This window comes from Zhouia spongiae, from assembly GCF_022760175.1.
Classification (GTDB): domain Bacteria; phylum Bacteroidota; class Bacteroidia; order Flavobacteriales; family Flavobacteriaceae; genus Zhouia; species Zhouia spongiae.
This window is the reverse complement of sequence record NZ_CP094326.1, coordinates 662,384-684,692: the sequence shown is the minus strand read 5'-3', so window position 1 is coordinate 684,692 and position 22,309 is coordinate 662,384. Positions and strand designations below refer to the sequence as shown.

The 22,309-nt window shown below is 39.9% G+C and carries 19 protein-coding genes and 1 tRNA gene; 13 read left to right on the top strand and 7 right to left on the bottom strand.

What is annotated here, in order from left to right; genetic code table 11:
• Positions 1–150: 150 nt before the first annotated feature.
• Together MQE36_RS02975 and odhB are read left to right on the top strand one after the other, a co-directional pair.
• Positions 151–2,952: a 2-oxoglutarate dehydrogenase E1 component gene (locus tag MQE36_RS02975; RefSeq protein WP_242937715.1), complete on the top strand. Its 2,802-nt coding sequence runs from the start codon at positions 151–153 to the stop codon at positions 2,950–2,952.
• Between the two features lie 31 nt (positions 2,953–2,983).
• Positions 2,984–4,201: a 2-oxoglutarate dehydrogenase complex dihydrolipoyllysine-residue succinyltransferase gene (gene odhB, locus MQE36_RS02970; RefSeq protein WP_242937714.1), complete on the top strand. Its 1,218-nt coding sequence runs from the start codon at positions 2,984–2,986 to the stop codon at positions 4,199–4,201.
• Positions 4,202–4,635: 434 nt separating this feature from the next.
• On the opposite strand, the gene MQE36_RS02965 is transcribed toward odhB, so the two are convergent.
• The 5 genes from MQE36_RS02965 to MQE36_RS02945 form a co-directional block, all read right to left on the bottom strand.
• Entirely contained in the window at positions 4,636–5,082 is a 447-nt protein-coding gene (locus MQE36_RS02965; protein WP_242937713.1) for a retropepsin-like aspartic protease family protein, read from the bottom strand.
• On the bottom strand, positions 5,051–7,648 hold the full coding sequence (locus tag MQE36_RS02960; protein ID WP_242937712.1) for a CHAT domain-containing protein: 2,598 nt from the start codon (positions 7,646–7,648) through the stop codon (positions 5,051–5,053). The genes MQE36_RS02965 and MQE36_RS02960 overlap by 32 nt, the downstream gene beginning before the upstream one ends.
• Entirely contained in the window at positions 7,629–9,575 is a 1,947-nt protein-coding gene (locus MQE36_RS02955) for a PKD domain-containing protein (RefSeq protein ID WP_242937711.1), read from the bottom strand. Before MQE36_RS02955 ends, MQE36_RS02960 begins: the two co-directional genes overlap by 20 nt.
• Positions 9,576–9,666: 91 nt before the next feature.
• The gene (locus MQE36_RS02950) at positions 9,667–10,707 is read right to left on the bottom strand and encodes a hypothetical protein (protein WP_242937710.1); all 1,041 of its coding nucleotides are present in this window, start codon (positions 10,705–10,707) and stop codon (positions 9,667–9,669) included.
• Positions 10,708–10,882: 175 nt separating this feature from the next.
• Positions 10,883–11,941 (bottom strand): hypothetical protein, encoded by a 1,059-nt coding sequence (locus tag MQE36_RS02945; RefSeq protein WP_242937709.1) that lies wholly within the window; start codon positions 11,939–11,941, stop codon positions 10,883–10,885.
• A gap of 154 nt (positions 11,942–12,095) precedes the next feature.
• Here MQE36_RS02945 and MQE36_RS02940 point away from each other — a divergent pair, with 154 nt between their 5' ends.
• The 11 genes from MQE36_RS02940 to MQE36_RS02890 all read left to right on the top strand — a co-directional run bounded on the left by MQE36_RS02940 (position 12,096) and on the right by MQE36_RS02890 (position 20,098).
• Positions 12,096–12,677: an RNA polymerase sigma factor gene (locus tag MQE36_RS02940; RefSeq protein WP_242937708.1), complete on the top strand. Its 582-nt coding sequence runs from the start codon at positions 12,096–12,098 to the stop codon at positions 12,675–12,677.
• Between the two features lie 2 nt (positions 12,678–12,679).
• Complete coding sequence (locus tag MQE36_RS02935; protein ID WP_242937707.1) at positions 12,680–13,420, top strand: tetratricopeptide repeat protein; 741 nt, start codon at positions 12,680–12,682, stop codon at positions 13,418–13,420.
• A 257-nt stretch (positions 13,421–13,677) separates the two neighbouring features.
• The gene (locus tag MQE36_RS02930) at positions 13,678–14,445 is read left to right on the top strand and encodes a TatD family hydrolase (protein ID WP_242937706.1); all 768 of its coding nucleotides are present in this window, start codon (positions 13,678–13,680) and stop codon (positions 14,443–14,445) included.
• 50 nt (positions 14,446–14,495) lie between these two features.
• The gene (locus tag MQE36_RS02925; RefSeq protein WP_242937705.1) at positions 14,496–15,620 is read left to right on the top strand and encodes a 1-acyl-sn-glycerol-3-phosphate acyltransferase; all 1,125 of its coding nucleotides are present in this window, start codon (positions 14,496–14,498) and stop codon (positions 15,618–15,620) included.
• A gap of 52 nt (positions 15,621–15,672) precedes the next feature.
• Positions 15,673–16,698, top strand: coding sequence for an asparaginase (locus MQE36_RS02920; protein WP_242937704.1), 1,026 nt, complete (start codon positions 15,673–15,675; stop codon positions 16,696–16,698).
• A gap of 68 nt (positions 16,699–16,766) precedes the next feature.
• Positions 16,767–16,854, top strand: a tRNA-Ser gene (locus MQE36_RS02915).
• A gap of 74 nt (positions 16,855–16,928) precedes the next feature.
• A complete protein-coding gene (locus MQE36_RS02910; RefSeq protein ID WP_242937703.1) occupies positions 16,929–17,726 on the top strand; it encodes a MotA/TolQ/ExbB proton channel family protein in 798 nt (265 codons plus the stop codon).
• A 20-nt stretch (positions 17,727–17,746) separates the two neighbouring features.
• Positions 17,747–18,172, top strand: a complete 426-nt coding sequence (locus tag MQE36_RS02905) for a hypothetical protein (protein WP_242937702.1) — start codon at positions 17,747–17,749, stop codon at positions 18,170–18,172.
• Positions 18,173–18,175: 3 nt separating this feature from the next.
• A complete protein-coding gene (locus tag MQE36_RS02900; protein WP_242937701.1) occupies positions 18,176–18,799 on the top strand; it encodes an ExbD/TolR family protein in 624 nt (207 codons plus the stop codon).
• 11 nt (positions 18,800–18,810) lie between these two features.
• On the top strand, positions 18,811–19,287 hold the full coding sequence (locus MQE36_RS02895; RefSeq protein WP_242937700.1) for an ExbD/TolR family protein: 477 nt from the start codon (positions 18,811–18,813) through the stop codon (positions 19,285–19,287).
• Between the two features lie 115 nt (positions 19,288–19,402).
• Entirely contained in the window at positions 19,403–20,098 is a 696-nt protein-coding gene (locus tag MQE36_RS02890) for a porin family protein (protein WP_242937699.1), read from the top strand.
• Here MQE36_RS02890 and MQE36_RS02885 read toward each other — a convergent pair.
• Both MQE36_RS02885 and rpoN read right to left on the bottom strand, forming a co-directional pair.
• A complete protein-coding gene (locus MQE36_RS02885) occupies positions 20,093–20,698 on the bottom strand; it encodes a hypothetical protein (RefSeq protein WP_242937698.1) in 606 nt (201 codons plus the stop codon). The two genes, MQE36_RS02890 and MQE36_RS02885, sit on opposite strands and share 6 nt — an antisense overlap.
• Positions 20,698–22,161 carry an RNA polymerase factor sigma-54 gene (gene rpoN, locus MQE36_RS02880; protein WP_242937697.1) on the bottom strand — a complete coding sequence of 488 codons (1,464 nt, stop codon included), beginning with the start codon at positions 22,159–22,161 and terminating at the stop codon, positions 20,698–20,700. The genes MQE36_RS02885 and rpoN overlap by 1 nt, the downstream gene beginning before the upstream one ends.
• Positions 22,162–22,309: the final 148 nt, after the last annotated feature.

Genomic DNA, 22,309 nt, shown 5'->3' with positions numbered 1-22,309 from the left:
AGGGGTATTTCAATAATTTCAGAAAAGAATTTTTATCTATACAACAATCAAATAAATTTATCTTAATTAATCATAAAACATATATGCGTTAATTGAGAATATTGTACTTTTGTACAAATTTTTGTCAAAAAGAGACAGTTAGATTATAACATGGATAAGTATTCCTTTTTAAATGCGGCGCACACCGCTTTTTTTGCGGATTTATATGACCAATATTTGTTGAACCCGGATAGTGTTGAGCCAAGTTGGCGTGCATTTTTTCAGGGGTTTGATTTTGGGGTTGAAAATGCTGAAGCCGACACCTATGCTGCTAATGGAAAAACAGTGGTGGTTGAAGTGCCTGCAACAGGAGAAAAAATGGAGGTGCCGCAGCAACTTCATAAAGAATTTCAGGTAGTACGTTTAATTGATGCGTACAGGAGCAGAGGACATCTGTTTACGAAAACAAACCCGGTAAGGGAAAGAAGAAAGTATTATCCGTCACTGGCCATAGAAAATTTTGGCTTACAGGAAACGGATTTTGAAACCGTTTTTAATGCCGGTGAAATCATCGGTATTGGTCCGGCATCTCTGAGAGAGATCGTCAGGCATTTAGAATCTATATATTGTGATGCTATTGGGGTAGAGTATATGTATATCCGGAACCCTGAAAGAAATCAATGGATACAGAGTTGGCTGAACAAGAATGACAACCATGCTTCTCTTGAGCCGGATACTAAAAAACATATATTGAGAAAACTCAATGAAGCACTGTCTTTTGAAGGTTTCCTGAATACAAAATATGTCGGTCAAAAAAGATTCTCTGTAGAAGGGAACGAATCTTTGATACCTGCACTTGATAATATTGTTGAAAGAGCAGCCGATGCCGGTGTTGAACAGTTTGTTCTTGGGATGGCTCACAGGGGCCGCTTGAATGTTTTGGCAAATATATTTGATAAACCTGCCAACGATATATTCAGTGAATTTGACGGTAAAGACTACGAATTGGATATTTTTGACGGGGATGTAAAATATCATTTGGGGTGGACCAGCGACAGGTATACCAAGAACGGTAAGAAAATTAAGATGAATATTGTGCCTAACCCGTCTCACCTGGAAACCGTCGGCGCATTGGTTCAAGGTATAACAAGAGCCAAGCAGGACAAGTACTACCAAAATGATGCGTCTAAGGTTTTACCGATCGTAATTCACGGGGATGCTGCCATTGCGGGACAGGGGCTTGCCTATGAGATCGTTCAGATGGCACTCCTTGATGGATATAAGACAGGAGGTACAATTCATATTGTTGTAAATAACCAGATTGGTTTTACCACCAACTATATAGATGGGCGCTCTTCTACATATTGTACAGATGTTGCTAAAGTAACCTTGTCGCCGGTGTTGCATGTGAATGCCGATGATGCTGAAGCAGTAGTACATGCTGTAACGTTTGCACTAGACTTTAGAATGCAGTTTGGCAGGGATGTGTTTATCGATCTGTTGGGTTATAGAAAATATGGGCATAATGAAGGTGATGAGCCTCGATTTACGCAACCAAACTTATACAAAGCAATTGCAAAGCATAAGAACGCCCGTGATATTTATGCCGATAAATTAATGGCCGAGGGTATCATAGGAACTGATTATGTTAAGAAATTAGAAGCTGAATATAAGGCTTCATTAGAGCAGCAGTTTGAAGATTCCCGTAAAGAAGAAAAGACCATTATAAAACCATTCATGCAAGACGAATGGGAAGGCTTTTCTTTAGTGAGGGAAGATGTGATGATAAAAGATGTAGATACTACATATCCGAAAGAGAAACTTGCCGAAATAGCGGAGGTTATAACCAATCTTCCACAAGATAAAAAGTTTCTGAAAAAGATTGTAAGGCTTATCGGGGAACGAAATAAAATGTTCTTCGAGAACGATAAGCTTGATTGGGCAATGGGAGAACTCCTTGCCTACGGAAGTTTGATTCAGGAAGGTTTTGATGTTCGGATTAGCGGACAGGATGTGGAGCGAGGTACGTTCTCACACCGTCATGCAGTTGTTAAGGTAGAGGAGTCGGAAGAAGAAGTGGTGTTGCTTAACCAGCTTGGCGAAAATCAGCATGGAGGTTTTTATATATACAATTCATTGCTTTCTGAGTATGGCGTAGTTGGTTTTGATTATGGCTATGCAATGGCCAGTCCTGATACGCTTACCATCTGGGAAGCACAGTTTGGTGATTTCAGTAACGGAGCCCAGATTATGATCGACCAGTATATCTCTGCAGCTGAAGACAAATGGAAAACGCAAAATGGTTTTGTAATGTTACTGCCTCACGGTTATGAAGGACAAGGGGCTGAACACTCTTCGGCACGTATGGAACGTTATCTGCAACTATGTGCAAAAGACAATATGTTTGTAGCTGATTGTACAACGCCGGCCAATTTCTTCCATTTGTTGAGAAGACAGATGAAGTCGGTTTACCGAAAACCGTTAATTGTTTTTACGCCCAAGAGTTTGCTGAGGCATCCTAAAGCAGTATCTACTGTAGAGGAATTGTCGGGCGGAAGCTTCCAGACAGTGATAGATGATGCTGAGGTAAATCCGGCAGATGTTAGATCGGTGGTGTTGTGTACTGGTAAGTTTTATTATGACCTTCTGGATGCTCGTGAAACTAAAGGGAGAAATGATGTAGCCTTGGTCAGGTTGGAACAATTATTTCCATTGCCAACTGAAAAGATAAATGAGGTTATTGCTAAATATAGCAATGCAGAAGAAGTGGTATGGGCCCAGGAAGAACCAAGGAACATGGGAGCTTGGAGTCATTTGCTGTTACACCTGGAAGAAGCAAGGCAATGGCGTGTAGCTTCAAGACGTTTTTATGCATCCCCTGCGGCCGGTAGTGCAATGCGATTCAAAAAACGACACGAAGGCGTTATTGAATATGTTTTTGATAAAGAATTAGATAATTTTATAAGAAGATAATACTCACTTTAAATACCTAAAATAAAACACGATGGTTTTAGAAATGAAAGTGCCGTCTCCGGGCGAGTCGATAACGGAAGTAGAAATAGCTGAGTGGCTGGTGAAGGATGGAGATTATGTGGAAAAAGATCAGGCAATCGCCGAAGTCGATTCAGATAAGGCAACGTTAGAGCTGCCGGCAGAGGCTAGTGGAATTATTACCTTGAAAGCAGAAGAAGGTGATGCGGTTCAAGTAGGAGAGGTTGTATGTTTGATAGATACTTCTGCGGAAAAGCCGGCGGGTGCAGATACTGCTGCTCCGGCTGTCGCTGAAGAGAAAAAGGAAGCGGTTAAGGAGGCGCCTAAGACAGAAGCCCCTGCAAAAGAAACTTATGCTACAGGTGTGGCGAGTCCTGCTGCTAAAAAGATTTTGGCAGAGAAGGTAATTAGTCCTGCTGCGGTAAAAGGTACGGGTAAAGATGGGCGTATTACCAAAGAAGATGCTATAAATGCCAAACCGTCTATGGGAACCCCCGGAGCCGGATCAAGAGGCGAGTCCCGTAAAAAATTATCAATGCTTCGTAGAAAAGTGGCGGAAAGATTGGTGTCTGCTAAAAACGAAACGGCAATGCTTACTACTTTCAATGAGGTGGATATGAGTGCCATTTTTGCATTGAGAAATGAATATAAAGAAACCTTTAAGGCGAAACACGGTGTGGGTCTTGGATTTATGAGTTTCTTTACGAAGGCAGTAGTCAGGGCACTTCAATTATATCCTGATGTGAACTCAATGATAGATGGGGATTATAAAGTGAGTTATGATTTTTGTGACATTTCAGTTGCTGTTTCCGGACCTAAAGGATTGATGGTTCCGGTTATGAGAAATGCTGAAAACCTGAGTTTTAGAGGTGTAGAGGCTGAGATTAAAAGACTTGCTTTAAGAGCCCGTGACGGTAAGATTACTGTTGACGAGATGACAGGAGGTACGTTTACCATATCTAATGGAGGTGTATTTGGGAGTATGTTGTCTACACCGATAATCAATCCGCCTCAAAGTGGTATTTTAGGAATGCATAATATCGTAGAGCGCCCGATCGTTAAAGAGGGACAGATAGCTATAGCTCCTGTTATGTATCTGGCGTTGTCTTATGATCACAGAATTATTGACGGACGTGAATCTGTAGGTTTTTTGGTGGCTGTTAAAGAAGCTATTGAGAATCCTGTAGAATTATTGATGGATAACGATCCTAAAAAGGCATTAGAGTTATAATCATCATAATATTTAGCATAAAAAAGCCCGGATATTCCGGGCTTTTTTTGTTTTAAAGTGAAATGATGAGAAGTAAGTTTAAAAGAAATGTGATTATTGTTAAGGCAATAATTAGTATAGCTAATACGGAATCGTCGGTGTTTATTTTCAATTTTTGAGTGTTTGATTTCATTACTACAGAATTTGTTGATTAATAGCACTTCAAAGATGTTGATTACTAGTTAGATAGGCAAAGGGGAATTTCCCCTTTTTGAGAGGGTTATTCTGTGGTACCGTAATCCATGTGGTATTCAGATAGGGTTCTGGGCGTATTCTCGACAAGAATTAAATAGGGGGTGAAATTGTTGTTTTTATGGTTGATGGTTAAAAAAGTAAGATATACTTCTTTAAGAGAAGTTTCAGGTCAGCACACAAGAGGTTTGGTAATCGGTTGTTTATTTCTTTACTCCTAAATATAGCGATTTTTTTTGATAATCGATAATTGCTTTTCCACGTTTTAATACATCAGCACCTATAATCCCGTGAACAGGCAATGCATCGTGCTGGGTTAATGCAGCGTTTACATGGGTCAGGTCGAATAGCACGATTTTGAGTTTTTTTAATTGCCAGTCTCCGATTGCTAATTTGTTTCTTTTCGATATTTGAGTGGTCATGTTTATGGCTCCTGCTCCTGCTGCTTTGATTTCCGAGTCTTCTGTAGCCAGGTTAAAGTGAGATACACAGTCAAAACCAATACAAGTGCTTGATGCGCCGGTGTCTAAAATAAATCTGCCTTCTATGTTATTTACGCTGGCAACGACCTCGAAGTGATTTGTCTTGGTGAGAGTGAGCTTTACCCGGCAATATTTTTTATCTTCCAAAAAGCTTTTTAGTGAGGCCATTTCTTTTTTTTGCTAAAAGTATAACAATTAAAACAAAGATGAAGGCCACAACATATAAATAGAAGTTGTTTTGCGGTTCTTTCGAAAAATCGCCATAATATACGAAAGCACCCCAGTAATAAGGCGACTTCCTGTAATTAGGTATGTTGTCGTAATTTAAATAACTGTGTTTAGAGCTGTTATTTGCCATGTATCCCGAAGAGGAATGAAAGTAATCCTTGTAAAATGACTGAATGATAACGGAAGTCGAAAGGTCGTTTATCTTCCATAACGAGAAAAGCAGCTGTTGTGCCCCGGCATACTGAAATCCGCTTGCAAGGCTTAAGGGGCCCTCGCCTTTTTCTATTTTGCCAATGCCTGTTTCGCACGAACTTAATACCACCAGTTCGGTATGGAGGCTCAGGGTATATAATTCATTCAATAACATGGCGTCGTCCCTGAATTGGATATTTGCAGGTACTACAACATTACCACCGGAGGCATGCGAGGAAATATGGATGATATCGGCATCTGCAGCGGCTGTTTTAAATGCTTTCTTGGAGGCTTTTTCACGCATCAATGCAACAGTGTTTTTCCTCTGACCTAAAAACCGGGCCTCATCAAGGGTATTGGCAAGTTCATTAGGGGTGTTTTCAAAAACCGGGAAAACACCAAGTGTTTTTTTATGTTCTGAGAGAACGATTCCCTTCATATAAAAAGAAGTACTGGTGTTGTATACGATGTTGTGCTTTTTAAAGAGAAAAGGCATTTTAGCATAATTGATGGTTTTTGTTTCTGAGGTCAATAAGGTTTCAAAAGGGACAAAACTTAAAAGTCCATCGGGAATAATCAATATATTCTCTTTTGAAGTGAGCTGCTCAAGACCAAGCGTATTGTAAAGTTCCAGAGCTGTGGTCTTATATCCTGAAATATCATTGTTGATAGCGTTCTGGGAATCAAAATATGATAAAAACCGTTTAAGTAAGGGAGTTGTTTTGTCTGTGTTAACTGTTTCGATCCTTATGTTATCATCAAGTATTGTAAATTGATATAGGTGATGTTTTCCATAAAAATAATGAACCATTGCAGCATTATCCTTTTTTAGTTTTTCCTGAACCTGTTTCAGGGATGTATTGATTGTTGAAGGCTTACCGTAGTTATTTACAATATGTTCCCTGCATATTTTTATTTGATAATTAATGGTATTGAGCTTGTTGGTTAACCCGGTTAGGTACGCCTTGTCTGTGTTGTTGTTGATCTGATTCCTGATAATGAGGTTGATCAGTTCTTGCTGTTGAGCTAAAAGGCGTTCTTCTTTTATTAAGACGGAGTCTTCCGGATGGTTGGATAATAATTCCTTTCTGCCGATCTCGTTCTTTAGTAAGCCGGCTTTGTTTTTTTCCAAGTACTGATAAATAGTTTGCAGTGTAGCGGTATCTTTTTCTTTTGAATAGTTTTCGAAGATCAGGTCTATACACTTTTCACTTCGGTTCCTGTCTGAAGCCTGGTACAACAATAATTCTTTTTGGGAGTTAAGGTGTTGTTGGTGCAATCGGGAAACATAGAAACTCAGGTCATACCATTCCAATGCTTTTTTATGGTTGGTTTCGGTTAGGGCCATCAGGTCAAAAATATCGATGAACGTGTTTTCTTCATAGAGGGAGGAGTGTGCAACATTGTTGATCTCTTGTCCGGGCAATAAAGTCCGGAAAGCATTGTCCAGCTCTCTTTTACAAGCAGGGGAATCGTCCGTCAATAAAAAAACCTCTGCCATATCCACATGGATTTTGGCAAGGTCTCTTGCCAATAGTCCGGGATCTTGCAACAGCTTGTCTTTAGCAGTTTTGAGCAGCTCTAGGGCCTTCTGGTAATTTTGTTGTCTGACTGCCAGTTGTGCTGCGTTTTTAAGCAATACAGGATCGACTGTTTTTGAAGTTTGTTCACCGATTATGGCTTGTGCCTTTTCAAATTCCTTTTTGGCCATTAAATTGGCGGACCTGTTATTTTGTAACGACTGTTTCTGTTTGTCGGTTAAGTTGGGTTTAGACAAGCCCTGTTCTAACAGTGATAGGGCTAAATTATAATTTCCGGTATTGTAATATACTACCGAGAGGTTTATGATGCCCGCAACGATCTGTCCGGTATTGTTACTTTGTTCGGCCAGAAAAAGATATTGTTTTATGGTATTCTCGGCATTGGTGTAACTCCCTGTTTTGGTGTACAGATTGCCCAGCGGTTTCAGGCAATATTCAATAATGTCGTAACCTGTCAGCTCATTGTTTCTATAAGAATGCATGGCTTTTTCATAAGAGGAAATGGCCAGCGGTTGGTTATTGAACTTTATGGCGTAATACCCCAGGTTGCATTGAAGTATGACCAGGGCCAGTTTTTCATCGGAAGTTTTAACCCTGGATTGATATTCTTGTTCTTCTTTTGACAGTTTTGAGAACGTTTCCGGACTAGGACTGTCAATAAAAGAATCGACACTCCGGTATATACTGTCTTCCAAAGACTGGGCGTGGCCAATAGCAGCGACAAACCACAATAAGGCAATATGAATGCATGTATTAAAACTTCCAGCGCGCATAAAATTGCCAGTAGTTGAATCCTTTTTCGGTATTTATAACATAACGGGCTCCCAAACTGGGACCGATCCGCGCGAAGCCGGCTGTAAAGTCGATCAATAATCCGGTTTTTATATTGGTGAATGAATCTTTTTGTTCTTCATTGGTCGTTGTGGAGTTAATTAAAAACTGATCTGTCGGGCCTTCGTATTCTTCAAGTGTTATTTCTTTTTCCTGTTTTGAACTGAGATCGAAATTGGCCTGAATACCCGAGCCGACCGCCAGGTAATTGTTGATGTTGTATTTTATTAATAGCGGAACCTCCCAGTTCACATTGTTGTATGCTGTTTTGGTATAGGTGCGTTGCAGTTGCCTGAATCCCTGTTTATCGTTAAAGGTTTCTTCGAAAGAGTTGGCTTCATACGAATGAAAACTGTTTGAAAATTCAGCTTGCCAATACCAACGATACGATTTGAAAGGGGATATGGTAGCTGCAATAAACGGGCTTTTGGAGTTTTCCAGTTTCGGATAATAATTATAACCAGCCTTAAGGCCGATAGAAATACCGGGAAGAAATCTGGTTGTGGAGTAGTTGGTTATAATGGGTTCGTTCTTGTCAAAAATGATGGCTGTTTTACTCCTTGTTTTTATTTTGTGAAAGTCGTCGCCGAACTTTAGGCTGTATTTTACATAACCTTTGGTAGAATCGTATTCTTTTACATTTCTTTGTTCGCTGCCCGGAAGGTAGATGTTTTTAAATGTAAATATGGCTTGCTTGTCGGTATACGTAGTGTCCAGGCAACTATATTCGACAGGTTCCTTTGGGCATATGGGGCATTCGGGATACATGCTTTCTACTTCAATTGTTCTTTTGTCGTAAATGTCCGGAATGTCTGTTTCTAAACGTATAGTACGCGCAGGGCCTTCCCCGTTGTTCTGAAAGCGTATTTTGTATTTTACTCTTTTGAATCGTACCAAGCGGTAATTCATAAAGGTATTGCTTGTAGACATTTTATTGGGATCGTGTGAGGTAACGATCTCCATTTCCATATCCTTTATTTTATGGTTGTCGTAATTATTATCGGGAACATAAATGCTGCGTACCGTTATAATTGCACTGGTGTCCTTAAGCATTTCGGGAGTTGTTCTCAGGGTGAAGAATACATTGCGTTCTTCACCCGGCTTCAGGTCATTAAAGGCAATGGCCTCCCGGTTTCTGTAATAAGCTTTGGCATCTTCAAGGGAAAGTGGCAGGTTGGTGTGTTCGGTAGAGTCCTGAACTTCTTCGGTGTCCCGGATGTTGTTAACATTGCTTGCCAAAAGCGAATGTTCGGGAGATCTTTCGCTGGCAAACACAATAGGTTCTTCTGTAAAGAGTTGTTCGTTATAGTGTAACCGGACCTCGGCAGGTTCAAAATTATCGTCTTTGTATTTCTGTTCGTTATAGAACAGGTATAATTTTCCGGAAGTGATATGGTTTTTAGTGTTCTTATAACCCAGAACTATAGCCATGTCCTCACCGGGAACGGGATCCCTGTTTTTTCTTAAACTGAGGTCGGTATCCATAGAGGCTTCATCGTTATAAGGTATAGAAGTGGTTTTTACCGAAACCTTTTGCGGTCGGGTAGCCGGAGGTTTTCCGGTATCGTAATGGTTTGTTGCCCAAAAGCGTACTTCATAGTCCCCGGGTTTTTTATAAACGTGTTTGGGGTTTTGTTCCGTACTGTAATGGCCGTCTCCAAACTCCCAGTAATACGTGTAGAAAGCCTTTGGTGCTCCCGCTATCTGATTGAGTGCAGGGGTTTCCGGGTTCAGCGATATTTCATTATTTTTGAGCGCTGCATGAAATTTTGCTTTTCGTCTTAAGCTGTCTGTTTCTTCAGTTTTTTGCTGGGCGTAAGTAGTGTATGCTAATAGCGTGATAAAGAAGAAAATAATTCTAAATTTCATAGGAGTTTGCTTATTGATAAGTTAAATATAAGTAAAAGTGACGACTTGCAGTCATCACTTTTACAAACTAAAATCCCCCTTATTACCTGTATTAAGGTAAATTGTTAATCAGATCTGTTAGTTGTGCTTCTGTAGCTATATTTGTTTCGAAATAGTCGAAAGTGATAACGCCATCCTCCTCTATTGTAGCAGCTTTAATGGCATACCTCCAGTTTCCCCCATCTTCTGTGGCAAAGATCACATGCACTTCCAGCCCAATAGGGATCTGTCCGTAGTGCTCGCTGAACACTGCTTCGCTGGGCAGATATGTGTCCAGATTGGCAAGGGCATTTGCTTCTCCGTCGTACGACAGGTATACGGCAGAATTTTCATGGTTGTATCCTTCCGGAACAGCAACCTTTAGTGTGGTTTTTGGCCTTGGATCGTTATAGAACCTGTCTACATTGGTCCAGCCGAAACCATTAAAGAAGGCATAGTATTGCGTTCCGGGAACGCCTTCCCTTTCGCCGATAAATAATTCGCCATCGGCACCGTCGCCGTTAGGGTTTTTGTTTTCTTCCCAGGCCAGGTTGCCATCTTCGTCAATATTGCCTTTCCATAAGATCATATCGTTATCGTCACCGCCGGTAAGATCGGTAGGAACCTGCAACTGGATAAAGCAGTTCATATCGAGTTGGTCTCCGTCTTGAGTGGCATTTATGTAGAATTCCCCACCGGAGATCAACAAGGCTTTATTGCCATCCGGCATAACGCCCATGGTAGGCTTGTTGGTTACAAGCATATTTCCCTTGTCGAATAATTCTACAAATTCGACATCTACCTGTCCTGTAACAGCATTGCCGTCTTTTGTCAGGCAACTTCCGTCTATGATCAATGTAATACCTTTTTCGGAAGTGAAGGTTCCATTGCCTTCTTCTGCATTGAATTGAAAATGTTGTGTATGTTGTTCCGTAGCGTCGATCCTGATATTGGCAAAAGCTTCTGCAGACGGTGGTAGCGGAATAGTTTCTACATCGTTGTCGTCATTATTATGGCACGATGTTAAAGTGAAGGCACAGGTAAGTGCCAGGGCCGTTGTTTTCCAAAGTGCTTTTTTCATGTTGTTTTTACTTGCTTGTGATAGATTTTTCATGATTTCTAAGATTTTCTTGTTCTTTATACGCTTATATCAACAGGGTTCTGTATTTGTTACCCCTTGATCTGAAATTTTTATTGGCACCGCCAAAGGGTATAATACCCCGAGGCTTGCCTCGAAATTAAAATTTGTTTCCGACCAATGCTTCGTGTGCTTGCACCGAGGTAGTTTACTATGGAAGAGCTTCTATGGCCGTTAAGATGTCGTCTTGAGTGCCTGTAGTAGTTTCCGGTATGCTGAAAGAAATCGTATGGTTTTCTTCAATGGTTATCGGTTTGATCGCATAACTGAAATTCCCGTTTCTTTCTGTTATGAAAATGATATGGCACGCTAACCCGACAGGCAATTTTCCGTAGTGTTCGCTAAAAACACCGTCATTAAAGATGTGTACGGTTCCCAGCAAATGATTTTCGCCGTCATAGGAAATATAGATTTTACTGTTGCCCAGGTTATAACCGTCCGGCACCTGTACGTTTATTGTGGTTTTCGGACGAGGGTCGGCAGTAAAACGGTCGATGTTCGTCCACCCAAAACGGTCTAAAAAGGCATAGTAGCTCCCGCCTTCGTAGAATACACTGCTGCTGTTCGATTCCCACGAAAGGTCGCCGTTTTGGTCAATAATACCATCCCAGAGTTCCATGTTCTGGTCTTCTCCGCCGGTAAGTTCATCCGGTACCCGTAACCGATATTCACAAATGGCTTCCAGTTGAGTACCGTTTTGGGTAAGATTAATATAGAATTCACCGCCAGATACCATCACATCCCTGCTGTTGTCGGGCAAGATTCCCATTGTAGGCTTGTTGGTAACCAGCATATCGGCCTTAGAGAATAACTCTATGTATTCCAGATCGACTGTTCCGGTTACTGCATTGCCATTTAAGGTCAGGCAACCGGTGTTTATTTGCAATTGTACCCCTGCCTCCGAGTTGAATTCTACGGTGCTTCCGTCTGCCTCAAATTGAAAGTCTTGTATGTAACTTTCGAGTGTGTTTTGTATGAGGGCATTGAATTCCTGTGCTGTCGGAGGTTCCGGAATGTCAATGTAACTTGAAGAGTCGTCGTCTGATTTGCATCCGGAAAATAATATAGTAGCGGCTAAGAGTGTACAGGTTGTAACTTTTCTGGCTTTATAAGATGAACGTTGTGGTGAGGGCATGTTGTTGAGGAGTCCGTATGCACACATTTTACCTAAGTGACTTAAGGGGGTGCATAATGTTTTTAAGTTTTTCATGATTTCTGATTTTTTACGTTTTACACCCTTATATCAACAGCATGAAAAATTTGTTACCCCATGTTTTTATTTTTTTTGAAAATTAGCTCAGAAGAGATATTTGATATTCCGGGTGAGAAAACTTTTATATTTTAGTGTAAAATTTGAAAGTTTAATGAGTGAAAAAGAAATTCATGAAGATCAGAAGTATATAAACGGGTTGTTGCAGAACAATACCTTTGTTGTACAGATGATATATGATAAGTTTGCTCCAAAAGTGGTTAACTTTATTAAGAATAATAGTGGTGATACTGATCAGGCTAAAGATGTTATTCAGGAAACTTTAATTACAATTTATAATCAGGCATCAGAAAAAGGTTTGCAGTTAACCTGCCCTTTTGAAGCTTATTTTTTTCTGCTATGCAAACGAAAATGGATAAATCACCTAAAAAAAGAATCGAATAAAGAGGTAACAATTAAGGATGAAATTTTATCTAATAATGAAACCACCGAACATATGCTAACAGAAACATCCTTATATGAGGAAAAACATGCATTGTTTACCGAGATGTTTCTAAAATTGGGGCAAGCCTGTAAAGAATTGCTTAAAGCAACTTTTAAAATCAAGTCAATGGAAGAAGTTGCCGAAAGTTTGGGAGTAACCTATGCGTATGCCAGGAAGAAAAAATCGCTATGTATAGGCAAGCTTACAAAACTTGTTCAGGAGTCTCCTGGATATAAAAATTTAAAATTGTAATCATGCAGGAACAAGACCTTATAGAATTCGACAGTTATCTGAATAATGACCTTTCCGAAGAAAGGCTAAGGGCTTTTGAAGATAAGCTTGTTAACGACCCTGTATTTAAAGAGGCGTTCGAAAGTTATAAAGAAACGGTAGCGTTCCTGAAACATACCATAGGGGAAGAGGATAAGAATGTTGCGTTTAAAACAACATTGAAGAATGTTTCTGAAGATTATTTTAACAAAAGAGGAGAGGGAGCCAAAAAAGTAAGGAGGTTCAGACCTTGGTATTATGCGGCAGCGGCAAGTGCACTTTTGTTAATAGGTCTTTATGTGTTTAACAAGCCCGGAATGCCGCAATATGGCGATTATGCAAATTACGAACCGTTGAATTTAGTGGTACGGGGAGAAGAGAATACTGCCGTGGCACAAGAAGCCCAAAAAGCATTTAATACCAAAGATTATGAGGCTGCCGCCGAAGCATTGGAAAAACTGGTTGGAGAAAACAGTGTCGATAACGAATTGAAATTGTTCTATGCAATTTCTCTGGTGGAGATTAATAAATTTGCTGAGGCCCAACAACAATTGAATGTGTTGACAAAGGAGGATACCGTATTTAAGAATAAGGCCCTATGGATCAGTGCTCTTGGTTATCTGAAGCAAAAAGACTACGGAAAAAGTAAAATTCAACTGGAAAAGATCACCGATGATGCCGAAGAGTATAAGAAAGCCAGGCAATTGTTGAAGAAGCTTTCTTAGTAAACAACCTCGGGGCAAGTCCACGAGAGGGCAAGCGTAAAGAAAAGGTCTGGTAGACCTTTTTGGCGATGGAGCCGGCCGGCGCATGGCAAAACATTTCGACGCAAGCCCTGTGAAATTCCTTTTGGAATATTTCACAAGGACAAGCGTCGGAGCATTTAAATCTCGATGATCGAGTAAATAAAAGCTGGTAGACGTTTTTTTTATGAATTTAAATGAAAGGGGCATAGTTGTAATTATATTTTTACTTTTGCGCCATGATTTTAACAGACACACATACCCATTTATATAGTGAGGCTTTTGATGATGATCGCGACGATATGATAAAGCGTGCAATTGATCTGGGAGTGAAGCGCTTTTTTGTTCCCGCAATCGATTCTACTTATACGGATCGCATGCTAAAGTTGAAGGCCGATTATCCCGATTGTGTTTTTTTGATGACAGGACTGCATCCTACCCATGTGAAAGAAGGCTACAGAAGTGAGATTCTACATGTGGAGGAGTTGCTGGCTAAGCATAAATTTTATGCAATCGGAGAGATTGGTGTTGACCTGTATTGGGATAAGACCTTTTTAAAAGAACAACAAGATGCTTTTAGCATGCAGATCGGGTTGGCGAAAAAGTATAAACTTCCCATTGTGATCCATTGCAGGGATGCTTTTAGTGAGGTTTTTGAAGTGCTGGAAGATCATAAGGGAGAAGACCTCTACGGTATTTTTCATTGCTTTACCGGAGATCTTGAACAGGCTGAAAAAGCGATATCACTCAATATGAAATTGGGTATAGGCGGGGTTGTTACCTTTAAAAACGGAAAGATCGATAAGTTTTTGAACCAGATAGACTTAAAGCATGTCGTTTTAGAAACCGATGCTCCTTATCTGGCTCCGACACCCTATAGGGGCAAGCGTAATGAGAGTGCTTATGTGATGAATGTTGCGGAAAAACTCGTAGATGTTTATAATCTGCCGTTAGAGGTGATTGTAAAACAGACGACCTTGAATTCTAAAGAAGTTTTTGGTGTATAATTTATTAACTCATCAAAATTTTGTTCATTTGCTTAACTAAAACCTAATCATTGACAAGATTTGACCAAATAAGACCGTATAAAGATGAAGAAGTGAACGGTGCTCTCCAAAAAGTTTATGGGCATCCGATGATAAAAGCATTGCTTCATTTTGCATTTCCGGATAAAACCCCCGAAACAATCAGAGAGGAGGTTTTAGCGTGTAACTCGATTCGAGATTTTCAAACCAAAGTCATTTACCATGCGGTAAAGAATGTAATTGAACGTAGTTCAGAAGGTTTCACGACCAACGGATTTGAAACATTGGATCCGGATACACCTTACCTTTTCATCTCTAATCACAGGGATATAATTCTAGACACGTCTTTACTCAATGTTGCTTTGTATGAACACCGTCAGATAATGACGGCTTCAGCTATTGGAGATAATCTGGTGCAAAAGCCTTTTCTGATGGCGCTTTCAAAACTCAACAGGAATTTTTTGATCCGAAGAGCGCTTACTCCAAGAGAGATGTTACAGAGTTCCAGGCTTGTTTCTGAATACATCAGGGATTTGATTGGTCTTGAAAAAAGAAGTGTGTGGATTGCACAACGTGAAGGAAGGACAAAAGACGGAAACGATCAGACGCATCAGGGAGTGTTGAAAATGATAGGCCTGGCTGCAGGAAAAAGCGATGTGATGGAATATTTTAAGAAAATAAGGATAGTTCCGGTTTCTATATCATATGAATACGATCCTACCGACATGCTTAAAATGCCGGAGCTGATGGCTAAGCATTATGATAAAGAATATGTGAAGTCCAATAACGAGGATTTCAATTCTATTTTAAAAGGTGCAACAGGTCAGAAAAAACATATTCATATTTCGATAGGAGATGTGCTTGACGGTGAGTTGGATGATATCCGTAACAGCGGGGAGCCTGTCAACAAACAATATCAGATGTTAGCCGATGTGATAGATTGTCAGATCCATAAGAATTACAAGCTGTGGCCGTCAAATTATATGGCTTACGATCTGCTTTATAATACCACGCGTTTTCAAAACGAATATAACGAAAAGCAGAAGCGGCAGTTTGACAGACGGATTGCAAGGAGAGTGGAGAAGAATAATGAGGTGGCTTTAAAGAACTTTTTGGCCATGTACGCCAATCCGGTTAAAAATAAGTTTGACCTTTAATGGCATTGCTTCTTAACGATTGAGTGTTTCAACATGATTGACAGCGTAGCGTATGAGTAGAAAACCGAATATATTGCTGGTTTATACAGGAGGGACAATCGGAATGATCAAAGATTACAAAACCGGAGCCCTCAGGGCTTTTAATTTTGATAAACTGTTAAAGCGCATTCCCGAGTTATCGCACCTGAATTGCGAAATTTCGACAATATCCTTTGATGAGCCCATAGACTCTTCGAACATGAATCCCGGGTTTTGGGTAAAAATCGTCGAGATTATTGAAGAGAACTACGATAACTTTGACGGCTTCGTCGTGCTACATGGCAGCGATACGATGAGCTATACGGCCTCTGCACTGAGCTTTATGCTTGAAAATCTTTCGAAGCCGGTAATTTTTACCGGTTCGCAGTTGCCTATCGGAGATTTAAGAACTGATGCCAAAGAGAACTTAATTACATCAATAGAGATCGCTTCCTTGATGGAAGATGGTGAACCGGTAATAAAGGAGGTGTGTCTTTATTTTGAATATAAATTGTACAGGGCGAATAGGACCACAAAAATAAATGCCGAGCATTTTCAGGCATTCGCATCGTTGAATTATCCTGCATTGGCAGAAAGCGGGGTGCATTTGAAGGTCAATAAGGAATATTTGATGAAACCAACGGATAAAAAGTTGGTGGTTCGCAAAAAACTGGATGCGGGAATTGTCGTGGTAAAGCTATTTCCGGGGATTAGCAGGCATAGTTTTGAGTGTGTAGTGAACAACGATTTTGTAAGGGCTGTTATAATAGAGACTTATGGTGCGGGGAATGCTCCCACAGCACCCTGGTTTTATGAGGTACTGAAAAATGCTTCCGAAGCAGGTAAATATATTGTAAATGTAACCCAATGTTCGGGCGGAAGTGTGAGTATGGGGCAATATGAAACAAGTGTGCATTTACAAGAACTGGGCATCATTAGCGGAAAAGATATCACAACAGAGGCAGCTATTGCCAAGTTGATGTATCTGTTAGGTGCTGAAATTAGTCAAAATACTTTTAAAATTGTATTCGAAACAGCTTTGAGGGGCGAAATGAGTTAAAAAACTAGATTTAATTTCTTGGTCTAAAAAAAAATTTGTTATTTAGGCACCCTAAAAGTTACGGATACAGAGAGGTGGCCGAGTGGTCGAAGGCGCACGCCTGGAAAGTGTGTATACGGCAAAACCGTATCGAGGGTTCGAATCCCTTCCTCTCTGCTGTAGTTTAATTATTTAATTATAATTTTTTTATCTTTAACCCTATTAACTAACAAAATTAAGTTTAAAAGAAAATGAAAAGATTATTCTCTATTCTGGCTGTAGCTGGATTATTGGCTCTAAACGCAACAAATGCCAACGCTAAGGCACTTGAGCCTGTGGTAGCTGAAAACATTTCAGAAATTGTTGCTATTGATGATGCAGCGGCTCTTGTACAAGATGAAGCCCCTGCTGAAGAATCAAAATCATTCCATCAAGTATTAAAAGAAAAATTTATACAAGGTGGTGCAGGATTTATGGGAGTTGTATTGCTCTGTTTAATCTTAGGTCTTGCAGTAGCAATCGAAAGAATTATATTCTTGAACATGGCTACAACAAACACAAAAAAGCTAACTCAGCAAGTTGAGGATGCATTGTCTTCAGGAGGCGTTGAGGCTGCTAAGGAAGTATGTAGAAACACAAGAGGTCCTGTTGCTTCGATATTCTATCAAGGTTTGGATAGATCGGCTGAAGGGATAGAGATGGCTGAAAAATCTGTTGTTGCCTACGGAGGTGTGCAAATGGGACAATTAGAGAAAAACGTTTCCTGGTTGTCATTATTTATTGCTATTGCTCCGATGCTTGGGTTCATGGGTACTGTAATCGGTATGATCCAGGCATTCGAAAAGATTGCAGCAGTTGGTAACCTAGATGCATCATTGATCGCAGGTGATATCCAGGTGGCATTATTAACAACTGTATTTGGTCTTATCGTTGCTATTATTCTTCAAATCTTCTATAACTATATCATTGCAAAAATTGATACACTTGTAAATGATATGGAAGATTCGTCTATTACATTAATAAATATGCTTGCAGCGCATAAGAAATAATAAAATAAAATATACGACATATGTATAAAATAGCAAAAATACTAGCGATAGCGCTTGGTGTAGTTGGGGTGATTTTGTGGGCATTGATTGCCCGGTCGGAAGATCCTAGTGGTTCCAACACTATTGATATAATGATTAACTTAGGGAAGTATATGACTATTTTGGCTGCTGTTGTAGCATTGTTGTTCACTTTAGTTAATCTGGTAACACATCCGAATAAACTTAAAAAGGCATTAATTTCACTAGGTGTATTCGCCCTTGTAGTTATAGTGAGTTATGCCGTATCAAGTGGTACTGATGTTGACCTGACTAAAATGGCCGAAAGAGGAATAGAAACTTCTGAAGGTACTTCCAAGACAGTTGGAGCTGGGCTGATAGCCTTCTATATTTTGGCTGCTATGGCAGTTTTGTCAATGGTGGTGTCTGGATTTAAAAAAGTTCGATAAATTATGGCAAAAAGAGCAATACCGGAAGTTAACGCGGGCTCTATGGCAGATATTGCTTTCTTGCTGCTTATCTTTTTCCTGGTAACAACTACCATAGAGACAGATAGTGGTATCAACAGAAAGTTGCCGCCAGATGAGGAAGTTGTTGACCCGCCGGTGATCAAACAAAAAAACATCTTTACTGTAGTCGTTAATAAAAACGGTCAGTTGCTTGTTGAAGAACAGCCAATGCAGTTAGATGATCTAAGAAAAGCCGCAATGGAATTTCTGGATAACGGTGGAGGTACAGGAGATGCTGCTTGTTCATACTGTAGAGGGAAAAAAGATCCAGAATCGTCGGATAATCCAACGAAAGCGATCATTTCCTTGCAGAATGACAGGGAAACAAAATACGGTACTTATATAGCTGTTCAGAACGAATTGGTGGCTGCGTATAATGATTTGCGTAATCGTTATGCCGAAAGCAAGTATCCAAATGCAGGATTGAACTATGTTCAGATGCAGGAGGAATTTGATAATCCTCAAACTGAAGAAGCTAGGAAAGACAGGCTTAAAACAATGCTGGACGATATTAAGGAGGCCTATCCTCAGAAATTATCAGAAGCTGAGCCTAATAAAACTAATTAAAACGAGGTATTATGGCTAAATTCACAAAGAAAAAGAAAGGCGAATTGCCTCCGGTTTCAACCGCCTCATTACCTGATATCGTGTTTATGTTGCTGTTTTTCTTTATGACAGTAACGACGATGAAGGATAGTGAATTGAAAGTGGTTAATGAACTGCCGTATGCAGATCAGGTACAGAAACTTGATAAAAAAGATAGGATCATATACATTTATGCGGGAAAACCACATGAAAGATATCAAGCAACCTATGGAACTGCATCGAGAGTTCAGTTGAATGATCAATTAAGAGACGTGAGTGATGTTGGCGCGTATGTTCTGGAGGAAAGAGCAGGCAAGCGACCTGAGATCCAGAATGTTCTTACAACCGCTCTTAAGGTTGATAAAGAAACTAACATGGGACTTGTGTCTGATATAAAACAACAATTAAGAAAGGTTAATGCTTTGAAGATAAATTATACAACCCGTGTTGGTAAAGCTTCACAGAACTAAAACAGATTTCTTTTTAACTTAATAAAAGCGCTTCTAGAAATAGAAGCGCTTTTATTATTTTTTATTGGCATGGTTTTTTAATTATACTCTTATATTTGTTTTAAACTATACCTGTATGAGATATCATCTGACGATCATTTTTACGATGCTGAATGTTTTGGTGCTCCAGGCACAGGCGTTAGATTCATTGCTGATCAGAGAGCCTGATGATAAGTACCTGGAAGACCAGTTTTATATAGGGATAAGTTACAATGCGTTGTTAAACAGGCCGACAAATGTCGATCAGAGCAGCCTTCCATATGGTTTACAACTTGGTTTTATAAAAGATGTTCCCCTGAATGCAAGACGGAATATTGGTTTTGGAATTGGTGTGGGTTACTCCGTTAATTCGTTTTACAGTAACCTGCGGGCTGTTAAAAGCGGAGAAGAGATCTACTATGAGCGTATTCCTGATTCCATCGACTTTAAGAGGAACAAGATAGAAGCGCATATGATAGATGTGCCCATAGAGTTCAGATGGCGTACTTCTAAAGCCGGAACACATAGCTTCTGGCGTATTTATTCAGGAATAAAGCTGGGTTATAATTTTGCAAACCGCTCCAGGTACATAGATGCCGATAACAGACTGTCATTCACTAACCCGGATATCAGAAAACTCCAATACGGAGCGTATTTAAGTTTTGGCTATAATACATGGAACTTTTACGTGCAATACCAGCTCAATGACCTTATAGAGAATAGGGAGACAATAACAGGCGACCCGATCGATATGAGGGTGCTTCAGCTGGGGTTGATCTTCTATATTTTATAACCACGAGTTGAAAGTGATCAGTTGCGGGATAAAGCCGATAATGATTCCGACGATCATTTCCTGAGGGGTGTGGGCTTTTAAGTAGAGTCTGGCAGATGCAACCAATCCTGTTAAAAAAATGAGTGCTGCAATCCCTAAAGTGATGTTTACTTCGTAATGAAAAGCAATACCGACTACGAATGTTGTCAGGCTGCTTATAGCCATAAGGTGCATGCTTGCTTTAAATTTAAAATAGACCAGGATTACGCATGCTACCAATGCACCGACCATACCGACGAAAAAGTAATAGAGCTCTTCATACAGGTTAAACGGTATCACCTTTAGTATAATGATATAATTTAAGATGATATAGGCATATATAGGGATCTTCCGCTCTGATACATTATTCAGGTATATAGAACTGATCCATCCGAGGTTTTTAAATAAGATAAACAATACAACAGGAATAAGTATCGAGATGATCAATATAGATAAAACAATGGGCCTGATGACTTCTGCCGGGGTATACTTGGGAGTGACCAGAAAAAAAATAATGGTTCCGGCTATAGGTGTGAATAAGGGGTGGAATAAAAAGCTTGCTGCTTTGGCTAGTCTGTACATTAAATTTCCTTTCTTAAGCGGGCTACCGGGATGTTTAACTGCTCTCTATACTTGGCAACGGTTCTTCTGGCAATCGGGAACCCCTTTTCTTTTAATATTGCGGCTAAGCCCTCATCCGTAATGGGCTTACGTTTGTCTTCTTCTTCAATAACCGTCTCTAATATTTTCTTTATCTGTCTGGTAGAAACATCTTCTCCCTCTTCGTTTTTTACAGATTCAGAGAAGAGGTCCTTGATTAAAATCGTGCCGTAAGGGGTATCGACGTATTTACTGTTGGCGACCCTGGATACGGTCGAAACGTCCATGCCTATCTGATCTGCAATATCTTTTAAGATCATAGGTTTTAACTTCCGTTCGTCACCGGTCAGAAAATATTCCTCCTGAATATGCATGATGGAATTCATGGTGATCAAAAGGGTCTCCTGTCGCTGTTTAATGGCGTCAATAAACCATTTGGCTGCATCTAACTTCTGCTTGATGAACTGAACGGCATCTTTGTTGGATTTCGATTTGTCCTTGGTTTCCTTGTACCCTTTCAGCATATTGTCATACTCCCTGGAAACATGCAATTGCGGAGCGTTGCGGCCATTCAATGTAAGTTCCAGTTCACCATCGATGATCCTGATGGTAAAGTCGGGTATGATATGTTCGATTATCTTATTATTTCCCGAGTATGCGCCACCGGGTTTAGGGTTTAGCCTCTCGATTTCATGTATGGCTTCCTTGAGTTCTTCTTCTGAAATGTTGTATTTCTGGATGAGTTTTTTGTAATGTTTTTTCGTGAACTTTTCAAAAGAATTTTCAATAATATCAATAGCTAAATCGGTTTTAGAGTTCTTGTCCTTTCGTTTTAGCTGTATCAGCAGGCATTCCTGCAGATCACGGGCGCCAACACCTGCTGGATCTATTTCCTGAACGATTTTAAGAATCCTATCCACTTCAGTTTCTTCTGTAAAGATACCTTGTGTAAATGCAAGATCATCTACAATATCGGGTACAGGTCTTCTTATGTATCCGCTGTCGTCTATACTGCCTATTAAAAATTCAGCAATTGCCATGTCCTGGTCTTCCAGCCAAAAAGTGTGTAATTGGTTTAATAAAAACTGGTGGAAACTGGTGCCGGCAGCATAAGGAACACTCTTGTCTTCATCGTCACTACTATAATTGTTTGCTTGCAGGCGGTATTCAGGAATTTCGTCATCACTTAGATACTGGTCGATATCAATCTCATCATTCGTAGTGTCCTGCTCGAATTCGTCTTCATACTGATCGTCATAGTTGTTGTCGAGGTCATCATACTCAGATGTTTCTTCCCTGCCGCTTTCAAGAGCAGGATTCTCTTCTAATTCTTGTTTTAACCGCTGCTCAAAAGCCTGTGTAGGCAATTGTATCAGCTTCATTAATTGAATTTGTTGAGGCGATAACTTTTGAGATAATTTAAATTGTAATTGCTGTTTTAGCATAAATAATCAGTACGTTTCTTAAACAAAAATAAGGATTATAGAGTGAATTCGCTCTTAATTTTTACATAAAGACCTGCTCTATATTTTAGCGATTACAATTATAATGCCAAAAGGAAGATTAAAGGGTGAAGACGTTTGTTTAAAACGA

Excerpts from the sequence above, each read along its gene's own strand:
- MQE36_RS02975 (WP_242937715.1), top strand. The coding sequence starts at position 151 with ATGGATAAGTATTCCTTTTTAAATGCGGCGCACACCGCTTTTTTTGCG.
- odhB (WP_242937714.1), top strand. The coding sequence starts at position 2,984 with ATGGTTTTAGAAATGAAAGTGCCGTCTCCGGGCGAGTCGATAACGGAA.
- MQE36_RS02965 (WP_242937713.1), bottom strand. The coding sequence starts at position 5,082 with ATGGCCTCACTAAAAAGCTTTTTGGAAGATAAAAAATATTGCCGGGTA.
- MQE36_RS02960 (WP_242937712.1), bottom strand. The coding sequence starts at position 7,648 with ATGCGCGCTGGAAGTTTTAATACATGCATTCATATTGCCTTATTGTGG.
- MQE36_RS02955 (WP_242937711.1), bottom strand. The coding sequence starts at position 9,575 with ATGAAATTTAGAATTATTTTCTTCTTTATCACGCTATTAGCATACACT.
- MQE36_RS02950 (WP_242937710.1), bottom strand. The coding sequence starts at position 10,707 with ATGAAAAATCTATCACAAGCAAGTAAAAACAACATGAAAAAAGCACTT.
- MQE36_RS02945 (WP_242937709.1), bottom strand. The coding sequence starts at position 11,941 with ATGAAAAACTTAAAAACATTATGCACCCCCTTAAGTCACTTAGGTAAA.
- MQE36_RS02940 (WP_242937708.1), top strand. The coding sequence starts at position 12,096 with ATGAGTGAAAAAGAAATTCATGAAGATCAGAAGTATATAAACGGGTTG.
- MQE36_RS02935 (WP_242937707.1), top strand. The coding sequence starts at position 12,680 with ATGCAGGAACAAGACCTTATAGAATTCGACAGTTATCTGAATAATGAC.
- MQE36_RS02930 (WP_242937706.1), top strand. The coding sequence starts at position 13,678 with ATGATTTTAACAGACACACATACCCATTTATATAGTGAGGCTTTTGAT.
- MQE36_RS02920 (WP_242937704.1), top strand. The coding sequence starts at position 15,673 with ATGAGTAGAAAACCGAATATATTGCTGGTTTATACAGGAGGGACAATC.
- MQE36_RS02910 (WP_242937703.1), top strand. The coding sequence starts at position 16,929 with ATGAAAAGATTATTCTCTATTCTGGCTGTAGCTGGATTATTGGCTCTA.
- MQE36_RS02905 (WP_242937702.1), top strand. The coding sequence starts at position 17,747 with ATGTATAAAATAGCAAAAATACTAGCGATAGCGCTTGGTGTAGTTGGG.
- MQE36_RS02900 (WP_242937701.1), top strand. The coding sequence starts at position 18,176 with ATGGCAAAAAGAGCAATACCGGAAGTTAACGCGGGCTCTATGGCAGAT.
- MQE36_RS02895 (WP_242937700.1), top strand. The coding sequence starts at position 18,811 with ATGGCTAAATTCACAAAGAAAAAGAAAGGCGAATTGCCTCCGGTTTCA.
- MQE36_RS02890 (WP_242937699.1), top strand. The coding sequence starts at position 19,403 with ATGAGATATCATCTGACGATCATTTTTACGATGCTGAATGTTTTGGTG.
- MQE36_RS02885 (WP_242937698.1), bottom strand. The coding sequence starts at position 20,698 with ATGTACAGACTAGCCAAAGCAGCAAGCTTTTTATTCCACCCCTTATTC.
- rpoN (WP_242937697.1), bottom strand. The coding sequence starts at position 22,161 with ATGCTAAAACAGCAATTACAATTTAAATTATCTCAAAAGTTATCGCCT.